Origin of the sequence: Serratia sp. CC22-02, assembly GCF_900182895.1 — a bacterium.
Classification (GTDB): domain Bacteria; phylum Pseudomonadota; class Gammaproteobacteria; order Enterobacterales; family Enterobacteriaceae; genus Serratia; species Serratia nevei.
In genome coordinates this window covers 330,475-346,210 of record NZ_FXUD01000003.1, presented here as the reverse complement: position 1 = coordinate 346,210, position 15,736 = coordinate 330,475, and the positions used below count along the sequence as shown (strand labels likewise).

At 61.9% G+C, this 15,736-nt stretch carries 14 protein-coding genes; 8 read left to right on the top strand and 6 right to left on the bottom strand.

Annotation, left to right across the window (positions count from 1 at the left end):
• The first annotated feature begins 299 nt into the window (after positions 1-299).
• From yfiR to ettA, 4 genes are all read left to right on the top strand, one after another.
• On the top strand, positions 300-911 hold the full coding sequence (gene yfiR, locus QOL81_RS13615) for a regulatory sequestration protein YfiR (RefSeq protein ID WP_373270222.1): 612 nt from the start codon (positions 300-302) through the stop codon (positions 909-911).
• Positions 908-2,155, top strand: a complete 1,248-nt coding sequence (dgcN, locus tag QOL81_RS13610; RefSeq protein WP_038878524.1) for a diguanylate cyclase DgcN/YfiN — start codon at positions 908-910, stop codon at positions 2,153-2,155. Before yfiR ends, dgcN begins: the two co-directional genes overlap by 4 nt.
• Positions 2,156-2,193: 38 nt before the next feature.
• Positions 2,194-2,691, top strand: a complete 498-nt coding sequence (gene yfiB, locus QOL81_RS13605; protein WP_033649136.1) for an outer membrane lipoprotein YfiB — start codon at positions 2,194-2,196, stop codon at positions 2,689-2,691.
• Between the two features lie 142 nt (positions 2,692-2,833).
• Positions 2,834-4,501 carry an energy-dependent translational throttle protein EttA gene (ettA, locus tag QOL81_RS13600; RefSeq protein WP_025159620.1) on the top strand — a complete coding sequence of 556 codons (1,668 nt, stop codon included), beginning with the start codon at positions 2,834-2,836 and terminating at the stop codon, positions 4,499-4,501.
• Between the two features lie 31 nt (positions 4,502-4,532).
• Here the strand turns inward: ettA and QOL81_RS13595 are convergent, their stop codons facing one another.
• Positions 4,533-5,438 (bottom strand): AraC family transcriptional regulator, encoded by a 906-nt coding sequence (locus QOL81_RS13595; RefSeq protein ID WP_060422351.1) that lies wholly within the window; start codon positions 5,436-5,438, stop codon positions 4,533-4,535.
• 162 nt (positions 5,439-5,600) lie between these two features.
• Between QOL81_RS13595 and QOL81_RS13590 the strand changes: the two genes are divergently transcribed.
• Both QOL81_RS13590 and QOL81_RS13585 read left to right on the top strand, forming a co-directional pair.
• Entirely contained in the window at positions 5,601-6,569 is a 969-nt protein-coding gene (locus QOL81_RS13590) for an SDR family NAD(P)-dependent oxidoreductase (RefSeq protein ID WP_070915037.1), read from the top strand.
• A 14-nt stretch (positions 6,570-6,583) separates the two neighbouring features.
• A complete protein-coding gene (locus tag QOL81_RS13585; protein WP_070915039.1) occupies positions 6,584-7,591 on the top strand; it encodes an NADP-dependent oxidoreductase in 1,008 nt (335 codons plus the stop codon).
• A gap of 28 nt (positions 7,592-7,619) precedes the next feature.
• Here QOL81_RS13585 and QOL81_RS13580 read toward each other — a convergent pair whose 3' ends face one another.
• Positions 7,620-8,531 (bottom strand): LysR family transcriptional regulator, encoded by a 912-nt coding sequence (locus QOL81_RS13580; protein WP_070915040.1) that lies wholly within the window; start codon positions 8,529-8,531, stop codon positions 7,620-7,622.
• 97 nt (positions 8,532-8,628) lie between these two features.
• Here QOL81_RS13580 and QOL81_RS13575 point away from each other — a divergent pair, with 97 nt between their 5' ends.
• Positions 8,629-9,630, top strand: a complete 1,002-nt coding sequence (locus QOL81_RS13575; RefSeq protein WP_283439888.1) for a zinc-binding alcohol dehydrogenase family protein — start codon at positions 8,629-8,631, stop codon at positions 9,628-9,630.
• 31 nt (positions 9,631-9,661) lie between these two features.
• Here the strand turns inward: QOL81_RS13575 and QOL81_RS13570 are convergent, their stop codons facing one another.
• The 4 genes from QOL81_RS13570 to serB form a co-directional block, all read right to left on the bottom strand.
• Positions 9,662-11,095, bottom strand: a complete 1,434-nt coding sequence (locus QOL81_RS13570; RefSeq protein WP_197757219.1) for a glycosyltransferase family 39 protein — start codon at positions 11,093-11,095, stop codon at positions 9,662-9,664.
• 133 nt (positions 11,096-11,228) lie between these two features.
• Positions 11,229-12,500 carry a multifunctional transcriptional regulator/nicotinamide-nucleotide adenylyltransferase/ribosylnicotinamide kinase NadR gene (gene nadR / locus QOL81_RS13565; protein ID WP_049198077.1) on the bottom strand — a complete coding sequence of 424 codons (1,272 nt, stop codon included), beginning with the start codon at positions 12,498-12,500 and terminating at the stop codon, positions 11,229-11,231.
• A 58-nt stretch (positions 12,501-12,558) separates the two neighbouring features.
• On the bottom strand, positions 12,559-13,944 hold the full coding sequence (gene radA, locus QOL81_RS13560; protein WP_025159617.1) for a DNA repair protein RadA: 1,386 nt from the start codon (positions 13,942-13,944) through the stop codon (positions 12,559-12,561).
• 19 nt (positions 13,945-13,963) lie between these two features.
• Positions 13,964-14,941 carry a phosphoserine phosphatase gene (serB, locus tag QOL81_RS13555; RefSeq protein WP_016929162.1) on the bottom strand — a complete coding sequence of 326 codons (978 nt, stop codon included), beginning with the start codon at positions 14,939-14,941 and terminating at the stop codon, positions 13,964-13,966.
• A 110-nt stretch (positions 14,942-15,051) separates the two neighbouring features.
• Here serB and QOL81_RS13550 point away from each other — a divergent pair, with 110 nt between their 5' ends.
• On the top strand, positions 15,052-15,735 hold the full coding sequence (locus tag QOL81_RS13550; RefSeq protein WP_060422328.1) for a YtjB family periplasmic protein: 684 nt from the start codon (positions 15,052-15,054) through the stop codon (positions 15,733-15,735).
• Position 15,736 lies beyond the last annotated feature (1 nt).

Sequence of the window (15,736 nt, the reverse complement as noted above, 5' to 3'; positions counted from 1 at the left end):
AGCCGTTGCGCAAATCGCCTGACAGCTGGCCAAACGCGCCAACTTTGCAGAAAAGCGGTGGCAAACCCGGGTAGGCATTTTTATACTATCAAAAATAAGTAGGATAATTCCGAGAAAACAGCACATAAAGCGCCCAACGAAGGCATCTTATAATACAATCCGCGCCAATTATGGGTTAGATAGTGTTCATTAGGCAGTGCGACTGACAGCTTTCAGCAAAACGATTGTCCCTTCAAGCGGGCCGGATTTTTCCTTGCCAGGCCACGGCCTGCGGGCGGTGGATCAGGCCGGAATGGCGGGTGAAAATGGCAAGTAAGACCGCGATAGCGATGCGTTGCGCAAAAAGCCCCGTGCCGGGCTTCCATGCCGCACGCCTGAATATCGCTCGCCTGTTGCTGATCGTTTTGTTGGTGCTGCTGACGTTGCCCGGGCCTGCGCGCGCCGCCGATGATCCCTATCAAAAGCGCACGCACGCCGTGACGACCGTGGTGGTCGGCATCATCAGCTATGCCCGCTGGTCGCGTGAACCCAATCCGATCCGGTTGTGCGTGACCGCACCCACCCAGTATGCCGAAGGGTTGTTCGATCCGATCCTGCTCAGCGCCCCGCGTCCGATTAAAGCCGAGCGCGTGCCGTTCGACAGCCCAACGCTGAGTACCGGCTGCGATGTTATCTACTTAGGGAACATCACCGCCGCGCAGAGACAAAATTTCATGCAGCGCATTTCCGGCAACTCCATTCTCAGCATCAGCGAGAACGATAGCGAATGCTCCGCCGGCAGCGCATTTTGCCTGCAGATCGATGGGGATCAGGCCAGCTTCAAGGTCAACCTGGACGCCCTGGCGCGCAGCGGCGTGCGCGTCCACCCCAACGTGCTGCAGCTGGCACGCAAACAGGCGCCGCCGCTATGAGGCTGTTGCGTAAAAACCGTTCCGGCAATGCGCGCCCGACGCTGGGCCGAGTGCTGCAGCGGGTGCATCTTGGGCTGGCGCTGATCGCCGTCGGCACCGCCGGCATCTTTTTGACGCTGGTGGCGCTGTTTGCACTGCGCGCCTATGCCAACCACAACCTGCACCTGATCGCGCGCTCCATCAGTTATACCGTCGAGGCCGCCGTGGTGTTTGAAGACCGCACCGCCGCGCGCGAGGCGCTGATGCTGATCGCCTCCAACGAAGAAGTATCGGACGCGCGGATCCTCGACAACAACGGCAAGATGCTGGCCAACTGGCGCCATCCCACCGATGGGCCGCTGCACGGCCTGGAGCAGATCGTCGCACACTGGGCGCTGCCCGAACCGGTCATCCTGCCCATCACCCACGAGGGTAAGCAGGTCGGCCAGGTCTGGCTGAGCGGCAACGGCGGCAGCCTGCTGCGTTTCCTGTTGCGCGGCATGGTCGGCATGATCGCCTGCCTGGTGCTCAGTACCTTGTGCGCCCTGGTGTTGTCGCGCCGTATGCTGGTCGGCATCGTCAGTTCGCTGGACGACATCGCCAACGTGGCGCACGCGGTGCGCCGCGATCGCACCTTCGGCCTGCGGGTGCCGTCGGCGCCGATCGCCGAGCTGCATGAGCTCAGCAACGATTTCAACGGCTTGCTCGACGAGCTGGAGGCCTGGCAGGCCCACCTGAAGCAGGAGAACGACTCGCTGGCCCACCGGGCGACGCACGACAGCCTGACCGGCTTGCCGAATCGCGCCTTCTTCGAAGGGCGGCTGAGCCGCGCCCTGGGCGATATCGAGCCGCCGGCAAAATTGGCGGTGCTGTTTATCGACGGCGATCGCTTCAAGGAAGTGAACGACAGTTACGGCCACGCCGCAGGCGATGCGGTGCTGACCACCATTGCCGGACGCATTCGCGCGCAGCTGCGCGAGACCGATCTGGTCGCGCGTCTGGGCGGGGATGAATTCGCCGTGCTGCTGGCGCCGGTACACGGCACGGAAGATGTCCTGCAGATCGCTGACAACATCATCGACTGCATGACGCAACCGGTCATTTTGCCGAACGACGAGGCGGTCATTACCTCTCTGAGTATCGGTATTGCGCTGTACCCTGATCACGCCTCGACGCCTCAGGGTCTTTTGCACGAAGCTGACGATGCGATGTATCAGGCAAAGCATCGTTATAACGGAGGCTGGCGGCTGGCTATACATAAATAAGAGCCCCGGCTATAACACTTGAACTAGGGATTTTGACTATGATACAGCAACTGTTTAAAGGTCGTTTTTCACTGCTGACGATGGTGTTCGTCGCCCTGCTGGCGCTCGCCGGCTGCCAGAGCAAGCCGCAGGGCCTGACGCCCGAGCAGATCGCGCTGCTGCAATCGCAGGGCTTCAAGCTGACCGATAACGGCTGGGAGTTTGGCCTGTCGGATAAGGTGCTGTTCGGCAACAACATCGGCAAGCTGAACCCGGAAAGCACCGAGACGGTGCAGAAGATGGGCCGTGCGCTGCTGAGCGTCGGCATCACCAAGTTCCGCCTGGACGGCCATACCGACAACTACGGTGAAGACAGCTATAACGATCAGCTCTCCCTGCGCCGCGCCGATGCGGTGGCCGATCTGCTGGCCAGCGTCGGCATTCCGCGCGCCAATATCGAAACCCGCGGCATGGGCAAGCGCGATCCCGTTGCCGATAACCGCACCTCCAGCGGCCGCGCGGAAAACCGCCGCGTCGCGATCGTCGTCACGCCATAAGCCACCAATATGCGCCTTTATCGGCGCATAAACGGTTATACTTAGCGATCGCTGAGCGATGTCTGGGATCCGAGATCGAAACGGGCTACACTCATGCCGCCAGACATCCTATAAATACTGATATAGAGAGGCTTAGAGCAACGTGGCTCAATACGTCTATACCATGCACCGCGTCGGCAAGGTCGTACCGCCGAAGCGTCATATTTTGAAAAACATCTCCCTGAGCTTCTTCCCTGGGGCCAAAATCGGCGTACTGGGCCTGAACGGCGCCGGTAAGTCCACCCTGCTGCGCATCATGGCCGGCATCGATACCGATATCGAAGGGGAAGCGCGCCCGCAGCCGGGCATCAAGATCGGTTACCTGCCGCAGGAGCCGCAGCTTAACCTCGAACACACCGTGCGTGAATCGGTGGAAGAAGCGCTGGCGGAAGTGGTCGGCGCGCTGAAACGCCTGGACGAAGTGTACGCGCTGTACGCGGAAGAAGGCGCAGACTTCGACAAGCTGGCCGCCGAACAGGGCCGCCTGGAAGAGATCATTCAGGCGCACGACGGTCACAACCTCAACGCCCAACTGGAACGCGCCGCCGATGCGCTGCGCCTGCCGGACTGGGACGCCAAAATCGCCCACCTGTCCGGGGGTGAGCGCCGCCGCGTAGCGCTGTGCCGCCTGCTGCTCGAAAAACCGGACATGCTGCTGCTGGACGAACCGACCAACCACCTGGACGCCGAGTCCGTGGCCTGGCTGGAACGCTTCCTGCACGACTTCGAAGGCACCGTGGTGGCGATCACCCACGACCGTTACTTCCTGGATAACGTGGCCGGCTGGATCCTCGAACTGGACCGCGGCGAGGGCATTCCATGGGAAGGCAACTACTCTTCCTGGCTGGAGCAGAAAGACGCGCGTCTGGCGCAGGAGGCGTCCGCCGAAGCCGCTCGTCGCAAGTCGATCGAGAAAGAGCTGGAGTGGGTGCGTCAGGGTGCCAAAGGCCGTCAGTCCAAAGGCAAGGCCCGTTTGGCCCGCTTCGAAGAGCTGAACAACACCGAATACCAGAAACGCAACGAAACCAACGAACTGTTCATTCCACCTGGCGCACGCCTGGGCGATAAAGTGGTCGAAGTCAGCAACCTGCGCAAGTCCTACGGCGACCGCCTGCTGATCGACGACCTGTCGTTCTCGGTGCCGAAAGGGGCAATCGTCGGCATCATCGGCCCGAACGGCGCGGGTAAATCCACGCTGTTCCGCATGATGTCCGGTCAGGAACAGCCTGACTCCGGCAGCATCGTGCTGGGCGATACCGTCAAGCTGGCGTCCGTCGATCAGTTCCGCGACAGCATGGATGGCTCGAAAACCGTGTGGGAAGAAGTCTCCGGCGGGCAGGACATCATGCGCATCGGCAACACCGAGATGCCGAGCCGCGCCTATGTCGGCCGCTTCAACTTCAAGGGCGTCGATCAGGGCAAACGCGTGGGCGAGCTGTCCGGCGGTGAGCGTGGCCGTCTGCACCTGGCCAAGCTGCTGCAGGTTGGCGGCAACGTGCTGCTGCTCGATGAACCGACCAACGACCTGGATATCGAAACCCTGCGCGCGCTGGAAAACGCCCTGCTGGAATTCCCTGGCTGCGCCATGGTGATCTCGCACGACCGTTGGTTCCTCGACCGTATCGCCACCCACATCCTGGACTACCAGGACGAGGGCAAGGTGGAATTCTTCGAAGGCAACTTCACCGAGTACGAAGAATACAAGAAGCGTACGCTGGGCGCCGACGCGCTCGAGCCGCACCGCATCAAGTACAAGAAGATCGCCAAGTAATACCCCAGGCGCCGCATGCGGCGCCTTTTTTTTATTCCCGTGTCCGGCGATAGTCGCGCGGCGAGCATGCCATCATGCGCTTAAAGGCGTGGCTGAACGCGCTGTCCGAATCATATCCCAAACGCTGCGCAATGGTGGACACCGGTTCGCTGCCGGTACGCAAAGCCCGCGCCGCCAGCAGCATGCGCCATCGCGACACATACTCCAGCGGAGCCATACCGGCCTTCTGCTTGAAGCGCAACGCCAGCGTCGAGCGAGAAACGCTAGCAGCGGCGGCCAGCGACGCCACCGTCCAGCGCCGGGCGGGATCGGCGTGCACGGCCTGCATCGCGGCGCCGATGCGCGGATCGAACAAGGCGGGCAGCCAACCCGACGCCGCGCTCTCCTCCCCCATCAGGTATATCCGCAGCGCCTGGGTCAACATGATTTGCCCCAGATGATGCGTCATCAACGTACTGCCCGGTGAAGGCCTAACCAGCTCATCCGCCAGCCGTTGCAGCGCCCATTGCAGCACGGCCGCCTCTTCCGTACCCCCGCGAATCACCATTAGCGCGGGCAGGCTGCCAAACAACCGCTCCACTTCTTGGCCAAAGCTAAAACGACCGCCGATAAACAGGCACGTTTCCCCCTCGCCGCAGCTCGCCATGCCGTTTTTCGCCTGCAGATAGAGCGCGTCTGCGTCGAGCGCCGGCAGTGACAAGTCACTGCCGACGGTCAGCGGCAGGCTGCGAGTCAGCAGTAAACAGTCGCCGGCCGCCAGCCACAGCGGTTCAGCCAGCCCTTCCGCCGCCAGCCAACAGCCGCCACGCACCACCGCGTTGAACTTCCCGCCTTGCGGAGCGGGAAAATGAACGGCCCAGTCGCCGCCGGCCTTCAGGCCGCCGAAAAACGCATTTTGGCTGTTCAATGGTGCCAGCACTTCCGATAAAGGATCCATACCCTCTCCCCCCGAGGTCCTTTCAAGAGCATAACCCGTGCGATGCTCCAGCCAAAGGCTTTAGGACGATGGCGACAGAAATTAGGTTTTTGTTGCATTCAGCCGCTGATAGAGCCGACTTACACTCCCAGTGTCACAGCCAACCGCAGCGAGGAACGTCCAATGAACCGACAAGTGCCCCTCAACTCCAGCTTTAACGCCACCACCACCGCCGCCGACGTACTCAAAGATCGTCAACTGGCCGGCATGACGGCGCTGGTAACAGGCGGTCATTCCGGCCTGGGATTGGAAACGACTCGCGCATTGACGCAGGCGGGAGCACAGGTGATCGTCGCCGCCCGCGATCCCGTCATCGCCCGCACTCGTCTGGCCATCATCGGTATCAGCAACGTCGACATTTATGAGCTTGATTTGGCCGATCTGAGCAACATCAGAAAGTTCACACAACAACTTCTGGCGACCGGCGTCCACCTCGATTTGTTGATCTGCGGCGCCGGCATTATGGCCTGTCCAGAAACCCGTATCGGCCCAGGCTGGGAGGCACAATTCGCGATCAACCACCTGGGGCATTACGCACTGGTGAACCACCTCTGGCCAGCGCTGGCGGGCGGCGCCCGCGTTGTCGTCATCTCATCTTCCGGTCACCATGCCAGCGCCATACGCTGGAATGACGTCCAGTTTCACAGCGGCTATGACAAGTGGCTGGCCTATGGCCAATCGAAAACCGCTAACGCGCTCTTCGCCCTCCAGCTAGACAAGCTGGGGAAAAACACCGGCGTGCGCGCCTTCTCGCTGCATCCCGGCATGATCCAAACGCCGCTGCAGCGCTATCTCTCGCAGGAAGAGATGCTCGCATTGGGCTGGATCGACGCCAACGGCAAACCCGCCCACCCGGAAATGCTGAAAACCCCGCAACAAGGAGCGGCAACCCAGGTTTGGGCGGCAACATCGCCTCAGCTCAATGGCCTTGGCGGATTGTATTGCGAAGATTGCGATGTCGCCCGGCGCAACGATGACAACGGCTTTTCCTTCAGCGGCGTAAAAAGCTACGCCGTCGATCCTGAACAGGCTCAACGCCTATGGAAACTGTCGGCGCAACTCACCGGCGTCAATGCCTTCGGCAAGATTTAAACAGGAGCCCACCTATGCAGAATCGACAAATCATCCTCGTCAAACTCCCACAAGGAAAACTGACCGTCGATTGTTTTCAGACTCGGAAGGCTCCCATGCCAATCCCCGGCCCTGGAGAGGTTCTGTTACGCACGCTTTACGTGCCTCTGGATGCGGCCAGCAGAGCCTGGATGCAGGGCGCCACCTATCGTTCCGGATTGCAGGCGGGAGAGGTCATGGCCGCGACCGTGCTGGCCGAAGTCGTCGAGTCGCGCTCTCCCCTGCTGGCCACCGGAGATTTAGTGCTGGCAGAAACCGGCTGGCAAACCTTCGCAGTCGTACCGGTGGCAGGCGCGCTCAAGCAGTCGGATACCGTTCCGCATACGCACTTGCTCAGCGTTTACGGCGTGCCAGGACTCACTGCTTACTTCGGCCTGCTGGAATGCGGACACCCCAAGGCCGGTGAAACCGTCGTCGTATCCGCCGCCGCAGGGGCGGTAGGCATGTTCGCAGGACAAATCGCCCGGCTTCAAGGCTGCCGCACGGTGGGCATTGCCGGCGGCAGCGCCAAAACGGCTCTGCTGACGGACAGGCTGGGGTTCGACGCGGCGATAGATTATAAGGCGGAAAATCTGCATGACGCCCTGAGCCGCTCATGCCCCAACGGCATCGATGTGCTGTTCGACAACGTCGGCGGCGATGTTTTGGCGACCAGCCTGCCGCACATGGCAAAACAGGGGCGCATCGTTTGCTGCGGCGCAGTATCGCAGTACGATACGGCCTCCCCGCCGGCAGCACCTGCCGGGATACCCGGTTTGTTGATCGTCAACAGCTTGACGATGCGGGGTTTCCTGTTGGCCGATTTCCTTCACCGCCAAGAACAGGCGCTGGCGGCGCTCACGGTCTGGATCGCTGAGGGAAAACTCGCGGTCATCGAAGACCTGATCACCGGTTTTGAGCTGCTGCCCGCTGCGCTGGTCGGCCTGCTGGCGGGCAAAAATAGAGGGAAACGCATCGTTCAGGTGGCACGGCCCTCCGCCTGAACCGAGAAAGCTCTGCGTGCCCCGGCCATCATTCCCGCGCCAGCTCGCGCGCGTAGTCGTCAAACGCCGGGTGCTGCAGCACCACAGCGATAAAACAGGCCAGCGCCGGGGAATTCAGCTTGCGGCTCGGGTAGACCAGATACAGCTCATTACCCTCCGCGCGCCACGCCGGCAAGACTTCCACCAACAGCTTCTGCGCCACCACCTCGCGGCTGAGAAACGCCGGCAACAGCGTGATCCCCGCACCGGCGATAGCGCATTCACGCGCATACAGCAGGTTGTCGGTGGTGTGCGCCAGCGGCAGCTGCCAACGGTAGTAGTCGTCGCCACAGCGCAGGTTCCAGGCCGTCCAGGCGCGGTGGGCAATGCAGCGATGCTGTTGCAGCTGCTGCGGGTGTTCGATCGGCGGATGCTGCGCCAGATAGGACGGCGCCGCCAACAGATAGCGCGGCGCATACCCGAGACGGCGACCGATCAGCGAAGAATCCTGCGGCTTGCCGGTGCGCAACGCGGCATCGAAGCCTTCCTGTACCAGATCCACCATGGCATCGGACACCGACACCTCCAGCGAAACGTCCGGGTACTGGCGCTGAAAATCCGCCGCCAGCCGCGCCACCAGGGTCGCCCCCAGCCCGGCGGGCGTCGAGATGCGCAGGCGGCCGCTCGGGTTATCGCGCAGCCGCTGCAGCGCCAGATCGGCGCGTTCGGCGGCGGACATCATCGCCTGACAATGTTCCAGATAACGCTCACCGGCGAAGGTCAGGTTCAGCTGGCGCGTGGTGCGGTTGAGCAAGCGCAGCCCCAGCGTCTGTTCGAGCTGGCTGATGCGCTGGCTGACGCTGGATTTCGGCAATCCCACGCGCTGTGCGGCGGCGGTGAAGCTGCCGCACTCCGCCACCAGCGCGAACAGCGCCATGTCCTGCAGCTGTTTGAATTCCATTGTTCACCTTAAACGAACACTCAGTTAGATATTGTCCATCTTATCACCCCACTGCCGCGGGTCTACACTGGGGGCATCATTTGAAAGGAGTACAATCATGTCGATAAAAGCCATTGCCGTAGACCCGCAGAACCCCGCCGGTTTCATCGAAATTTCACCGGAGATGCCGGTTCCCGGCCAGTACGATCTGCTGGTGGAGGTGAAAGCCGTGTCGGTCAACCCGGTGGACACCAAAGTGCACGCCGGTCTGCAGAAAAGCGGCCTGCAGCAGCCGCGCATTCTCGGCTGGGACGCCAGCGGCATCGTGGTGGGCGTGGGCAGCGGCGTCAGCGGCTTCAAGCCCGGCGATGAAGTCTGGTACGCCGGCGACATCACCCGTCCCGGCAGCAACAGCAGCCACCAGCTGATCGACTCACGCATCGCCGCGCACAAGCCGCGCAGCCTGAACTGGGCCGAGTCCGCCGCCCTACCGCTCACCGCCCTCACCGCCTGGGAGGCGCTGTTCGAACACCTGAACATTCACAATGCGCCGGAGCACAAGACGCTGTTGATCATCGGCGGCGCCGGCGGAGTCGGCTCGCTGGCCATTCCGCTGGCCGCATTGCGCAGCAAGGTGAAAGTGATCGCCACCGCCTCAAGGCCGGAATCCGCCGCCTGGTGCCGTGAACGCGGCGCCGATCTGGTAGTGGACTACCGCGATCTGAAAGGCAACCTGGCGCAGCACGGCATCGAGCAGGTGGATTACATCCTGTGCCTGAACGATACCGACGGCCACTGGCCGGCGATGGCCGAGCTGGTCGCGCCGCTGGGCCATATCTGCACCATCGTCGAGAACGCGCAGCCGTTGGATCAAAACGCGCTGAAGCTGAAAAGCGCCGCGCTGCACTGGGAATTCATGTTCACCCGCAGCATGTTCACCACCCCGGACATCGCGCAGCAGGGGCGCATCCTGCAGCAGATGGCGCAGTTGCTGGACGAGGGCAAGCTGAGCACCACGCTGAGTGAAACCCTGCACGGGCTGTCGGTAGACACGCTGACCGCCGCGCATCGACAGTTGCTCGGCGGCCATATGCAAGGCAAGCTGGTTATCGCTTACTAAGCCTGAATCGCGGCGGCGCCCTGCGCCGCCGTTACTGCGGACGAACGAAGCCGACGCACAGCGTCTGCTCGTCGGCATGCGGATCGGCGCGGAACGTCAGCGTCTGCTGCCAATCGAGGCGCATCTTCGGCCAGTGGGCCAACTCACCGCCGAAGTCGCTGTGCGCGCAGTCTTCGCCCAACCGGCCGAACAGGGCGACGCCGTGCTGCGCAATCTGCGGATAGCTGATGTTGACGTTGTAGATATTCGGGCGCGTATGATTGGACCAGCGCGTAATGGTCTGCGGCCGGGAACCGGCGTACACCGTCATCCACTGCGACAGGTATTCGCCGCCAACGTAGCGTAGATCGACGCCATACCGCTCCTGCCACTGCCGCTCCACCCCGGCGCTGAACGCCTTGATACCCACCATTTTCTGGCCGGCGTTGCGCACGTTGCCCAGCATCACCGCGGCATACCCCAGATAGACCGCCAGCGCTGCGCACATCAGCCCGAGGGTCGCCGCGCGCAGTGAACGCACCGGCGGCTGACGCACGCAGCCGACCAGCAGCGCGGGCGCCAGCATGAAGAACGGCTGCAGCCACTCGGTCAACCGGCCGCCGACATTGAAGGAGAACCAGAAAGTGATAATGCCGAGCGGCAACAGATAGATCCACAACAGCACCCGCATCGGCAACGCCGATGGCCAGGCCAGCACCGCCCCGCTGCGCCGCAGGATCGCCCACAGCACCAGCGACGGATAGAACACCAGCAGCAGCGACTGCAGCATGTCGAGGTTGAGCTGCATCTTGATCTGCGAATCCACCCATTTGAAGGCGGCAAAGTCGTGGTTCCACAGCCAGAACACGTTCGGCAACACCAACGCCAGCCAGATCGCCACCGCCAGATAGAACTGCGGCTGCCGATAGCAGCGACGGACCTGCGGTACGAACAGCGTCGACAGCGCCACAAAATAGACGAAGGCGAAGGTCGAGTATTTCGCCATCATCGCCAGACCGGCCACCAACGCGAAGGCCGGCCACCAGTTGGCCGAACGCGAGATCGCCAGGTGGAAGAACAGCGCCATCCACGGCCACAGCATCACCAATAGGTAGTTGTCGTTGTAGGGAATAATGTCGAAATTGATGACGCCGGACAGGTTGAGCGTCAGCAGCGCCATCCAGGCCAGCGAGGTGCTGCCGCTCAGGCGCCGCGCCAACAGCCAGACGCCCAACATGCCGATGGCGATGGCGATGAAGTGCCCGCCATACCAGTAAACGTTCAGCGGCAGCCACGACAGCCAGATCGCCGGATGCATCGCCGCACCGACCAGCCACGGATTTTTCGGTGAGCCCCACTCGCCGTTGAGGCCCCAGTTGAGCGCCTCGACGGCGTCGTAAGGCAGGGTAGGATCGAGATGAACAGTCAGCAGCGTCCAGGCTGCGGCATAGCAGACCAACCAGAGAGCGAGTAAGCGATAAGACATGTCTTCTTCTGAGCGTTATTGTAAAGAAAATCTTAACTTAGTCGCTGTCGAATGAACCATGTTTAAACAAGCCGTTAAATGTGCGCCCAGGAGGGGTTTATGCCGCCGCGACCGCACATTACGCTAATTTTACTCAGCCTGCCGCGTGACGATGGGCGGGCGCGCTCAACCGGCCGGCGTCCGCCGCCAGCAGCTGTTGCACCAGCTCGACGCAGCGCAGGAAACGCTCTTCATAATCGCTGGACTCAACGTGCACGTACTCGATGTTGTTGGCGCGCAGCATCTCCTCCAGCAGGCGCTGGAACGCCAGGCGATCGGCGGTGCTGCCGAGGCTGCGCAGGCCGTCCGCCACCCACGGCGTGTTGTTTTCCAGCAGGATCACCAGATCGAAACGGTATTCGTCGATCAGCGCCTGCACGAAGGGGTGCTCACGCCCTTCGTACTTTTTGCAAAATGCCTGCGTAGTCACGAAATCGGTATCGATAAACGCCACCTTGTTGGCGTACTTGACCGCGAAATCCACGTATTGCGCCTGCCCGAGGGCAATTTTGTCGTAGTCGGAATACTGCAGCGCCATCTCGTCGCCGCCCAGGTGCGAAAACACGTAATCGCGGCCATATTCCCAGGCGCTGGTGGTGTTGAAGATGTTGGCCAACTTGTTGACCAACGTCGACTTGCCGCTCGATTCGCCGCCGAGGATCGCTACGGTGCGCACGAAGAACGGCTTCACCTCGGTCGGGATGTAGTCCCAATAGCGGAACGGATCCTGGCGGATCTGATTGCCGCTGATGTTCATGAACGAACGCTCGGGGTCGACCAAAATGGTTTCGATGCCCAGATGCTCGCGGTAGCGCGGCGCATCCTGCGCTTCGCTGGAATAGATGAAGCTCGGCACGATGCCCTTCTGTTCCATAAAGGCCTTCATGCCGTCGCTCCACACGTTCCAGCCGTGCGGATAGGGTTCGATGCCCTGCTCGTCGAACGAATGGATATGGATGTTTTTCTGGTACTTGAAGGTTTGCAGCAGCCAGCGCAGGCGATCGCTGACCGTCGGCTGTTGCGACATCGAACTGTTCTCGAACAGCTCGCGATCGCGCGGCTCGTCATGGCACAAGATAACGTGCAGCTCGTCCACCTGGCTGCAGGCGCGCTGGATCAGGTAGATGTGGCCGGTGTGCAGCGGGTAAAATTTACCAAACACCACGCCGACTTTAACCTCTTTACGCGGGAACTCCAGCCCGAGAAAACGGTGCAGAGCCTCGAGCTTTTGCGCGCTCGGGCTTTTGATCTTGTCGTTCAACAGCTGGCTGAGATAGCCTTTGGTCATGCCGCTGGCATCCGCCACCTGCTGCAAAGTACAGCCCTTTTGCTTAATGGACGTCTTCAGGTAATCAAATTGCGGCATGGCCACCTCCGTTTAGTATGCTAAACAAAATAGCATATCTTTCTCGCCGTCGGCGACATTAATAAAACTCTTCCAGCACGTCCAGCGCGTCCGCCAGCTTCTTGACCCCGAACACCTGCATGTTGGCCGGCGGCTTCTTCGGCATGTTGCCGTGCGGCACGATGGCGCGCTTGAAGCCGTGCTTGGCCGCTTCGGAGATGCGCTCTTGGCCACTCGGCACCGGGCGGATCTCCCCCGCCAACCCCACTTCGCCGAACACCACCAGATCGTTCGGCAGCGGCCGATCGCGCAGGCTCGAAACCAGCGACATCAGCAGCGCCAGATCGGCGCTGGTCTCGCTGACCTTTACCCCGCCGACCACGTTGACGAACACGTCCTGATCCGACATCTGCAGCCCGCCGTGCCGGTGCAGCACCGCCAGCAGGATCGCCAACCGGTTCTGCTCCAGGCCCACCGCCACGCGGCGCGGGTTGGACATCATCGAGTGATCCACCAGCGCCTGGATCTCCACCAGCAGCGGCCGGGTACCTTCCCACACCACCATCACCGAGCTACCGGAGGTGACTTCGTCGCCGCGGCTGAGGAAGATCGCCGAAGGGTTGCTGACTTCGCGCAGCCCCTGTTCGGTCATGGCAAACACGCCCAGCTCGTTGACCGCGCCGAAGCGGTTCTTGTGGCTGCGCAGGGTGCGGAAGCGGGAATCGGCGTCGCCATCCAGCAGCACCGAACAGTCGATACAGTGTTCCAGCACTTTCGGCCCGGCCAGCGAGCCGTCTTTGGTGACGTGGCCGACCATGACGATCGCCACGCCGCGCGTCTTGGCGAAGCGCGTCAGATAGGCGGCGGTTTCCCGCACCTGCGCCACGCTGCCCGGCGAAGACTGAATGTCCGCCATGTGCATCACCTGGATCGAGTCGATCACCATCAGCTTCGGCTGCTCCTGCTCGGCGATCAGGCAGATCTGCTCGATGCTGGTTTCAGACAGCATGTTCAGGCCGCCGGTCGGCAGCCCCAGACGGTGAGCGCGCATCGCCACCTGCTGCAGCGACTCCTCGCCGGTGACGTACAGGGTTTTCATCTGTTCGGACAGTTTGCACAGCACCTGCAGCAACAGGGTGCTCTTGCCGGCGCCGGGGTTGCCGCCGATCAGAATGGCGCTGCCGGGCACCACGCCGCCGCCCAGCACGCGGTCGAACTCGAGAAAGCCGGTGGTGAAGCGCGGCAGCGCCTCAAGGCTGATTTCCGACAGCTTCTGTACCTTGCTGACGCCGGCGTCGCCGGCATAACCGCTGAGGCGATCGTTGCGCGCCGCTGCGGGCGACGCGGCCAAACGCACTTCCGTGATGGTGTTCCAGGCATGACAGGCGCTGCACTGCCCCTGCCAACGCGGATAGTCCGCCCCGCACTCATTGCACACAAATGCCCGTTTTGCCGCTTTTGCCACGTCTTACCTCAATCTTTCGTTATCGCACTTCGTGTTTCAGGCTGCCGGTGAGAATACACAGCACGCCCATCAGATCCGCATGCCGGATCGCCACCTGCGCTTTTTCATACACTTTCGGTTTGGCGTGGTAGGCGATGCCCAACCCCGCCGCCTGCATCATTTTCAAATCGTTGGCGCCGTCGCCGATGGCCACGGTCTGCGCCAGCGGGATCTCAAGCTTCTCCGCCAGCCGCAGCAGCGTGTCGGCTTTGAACTGTGCGTCCACCACCGGCCCCAGCACTTCGCCGGTCAGCTTGCCGTCGCGGATCTCCAGCTCATTGGCCGCTGCCGCCACCAGCCGCAGCCGGTTGCGCAGGTATTCGGCATAGTAGGTGAAGCCGCCGGAGGCGATCGCCACATGCCAGCCCATCGCCTGCAGCTTGCCCACCAGGCTGGTCAGCCCCGGCATCAGCGGCAGCTCGTCGCGCACCTGCTTGAGGATGTTGGCGTCGGCCCCTTTCAGCGTGCCGACGCGCTGGCGCAGGCTGGCGGTAAAGTCCAGCTCGCCGCGCATCGCGCGTTCGGTGACTTCCGCCACCTGCTCGCCGACGCCCGCCAGCTTGGCGATCTCGTCGATGCATTCGATCTCGATCGCCGTCGAATCCATGTCCATCACCAGCAGCCCCGGCGTGCGCAGGTGTGGGATCTTGCCGAGCGGCGCCACGTCCAGCCCGCTCTCCGCCGCCAACAGCTTGGCGCGCGGCGTCAACGTGCCCGCCAACCGCACCACCTGATAGTCGTCCACGCCCCAGGCGGTGACGATCACCATCGCCGCGCCGAGCTTGCGTTGGAATTGCGTAATGCGCGCCTTGTCCAGCTTTCTGCCGTATAACAGCCACCCGGTATTGCCCGCCCGGTAGTCCAGCGGCATCACTTCGTCGCCGCTGAGCGAAAGGGGAAGACCCGGCCATTGAGAGATCTCCGCCGGAAGATCGCAATAGGTCAGACTGTTTGACATCATTGACTCCTGAATGGACAAAAACGCTGCATGATAAAACGACGCATCAAGCTATCCTATCGCCAGCGGTTCTGGCAACATAAAGTGTCCCCGATGCCCAAGGAACCTGCATGGCTCGCGCTAAACTGAAATTTCGCCTGCACCGCACCGCTATTATCCTGATTTGCCTGGCTTTGCTGGTGCTGCTGATGCAGGGCGCCTCTTATTTTAGCCTGAGTCACCAAATGGCGCGATCCGAGCAGGTTGAAGAACTGGCGCAGACGCTGACCAAACAGGTCGCCTACAGCCTGGCACCGCTGCTGGACGACGACGGCAACACCCCGCGTATCGACGCCATCCTCAAACAGCTCACCGATCACAGCCGCATTCTCGACGTCAGCGTGTATCAGCTGGACGGCACGCTGGTCTCCCACGCCGGGGAACAGATAAGTATACGCGATCGCCTGTCGCTCGACGGCAAACGCGCCGGCAGCTACTTCAACCACCAGTTGGTCGAATCCATTCAGGGCAAAGACGGCCCGATCGGCTTTATCCGCATCACCCTCGACACCCACGTGTTGGCGACCGAATCCAAGCAGGTAGACAACACCACCAACCTGCTGCGCCTGATGATCCTGCTGGCGCTGGCGATCGGCATCATTCTGGCGCGCACCCTGCTGCAACACCGCCGCAGCCGCTGGCAGCAGTCGCCGTACCTGTTGACCGCCAACACGCCGTTGGCAGAAGGCAATACGGTGGAAGACGACGAAGAGGATGCGCCGGAGAAAAAACAGGAAGCGCCGAAGCAGGGGTAAC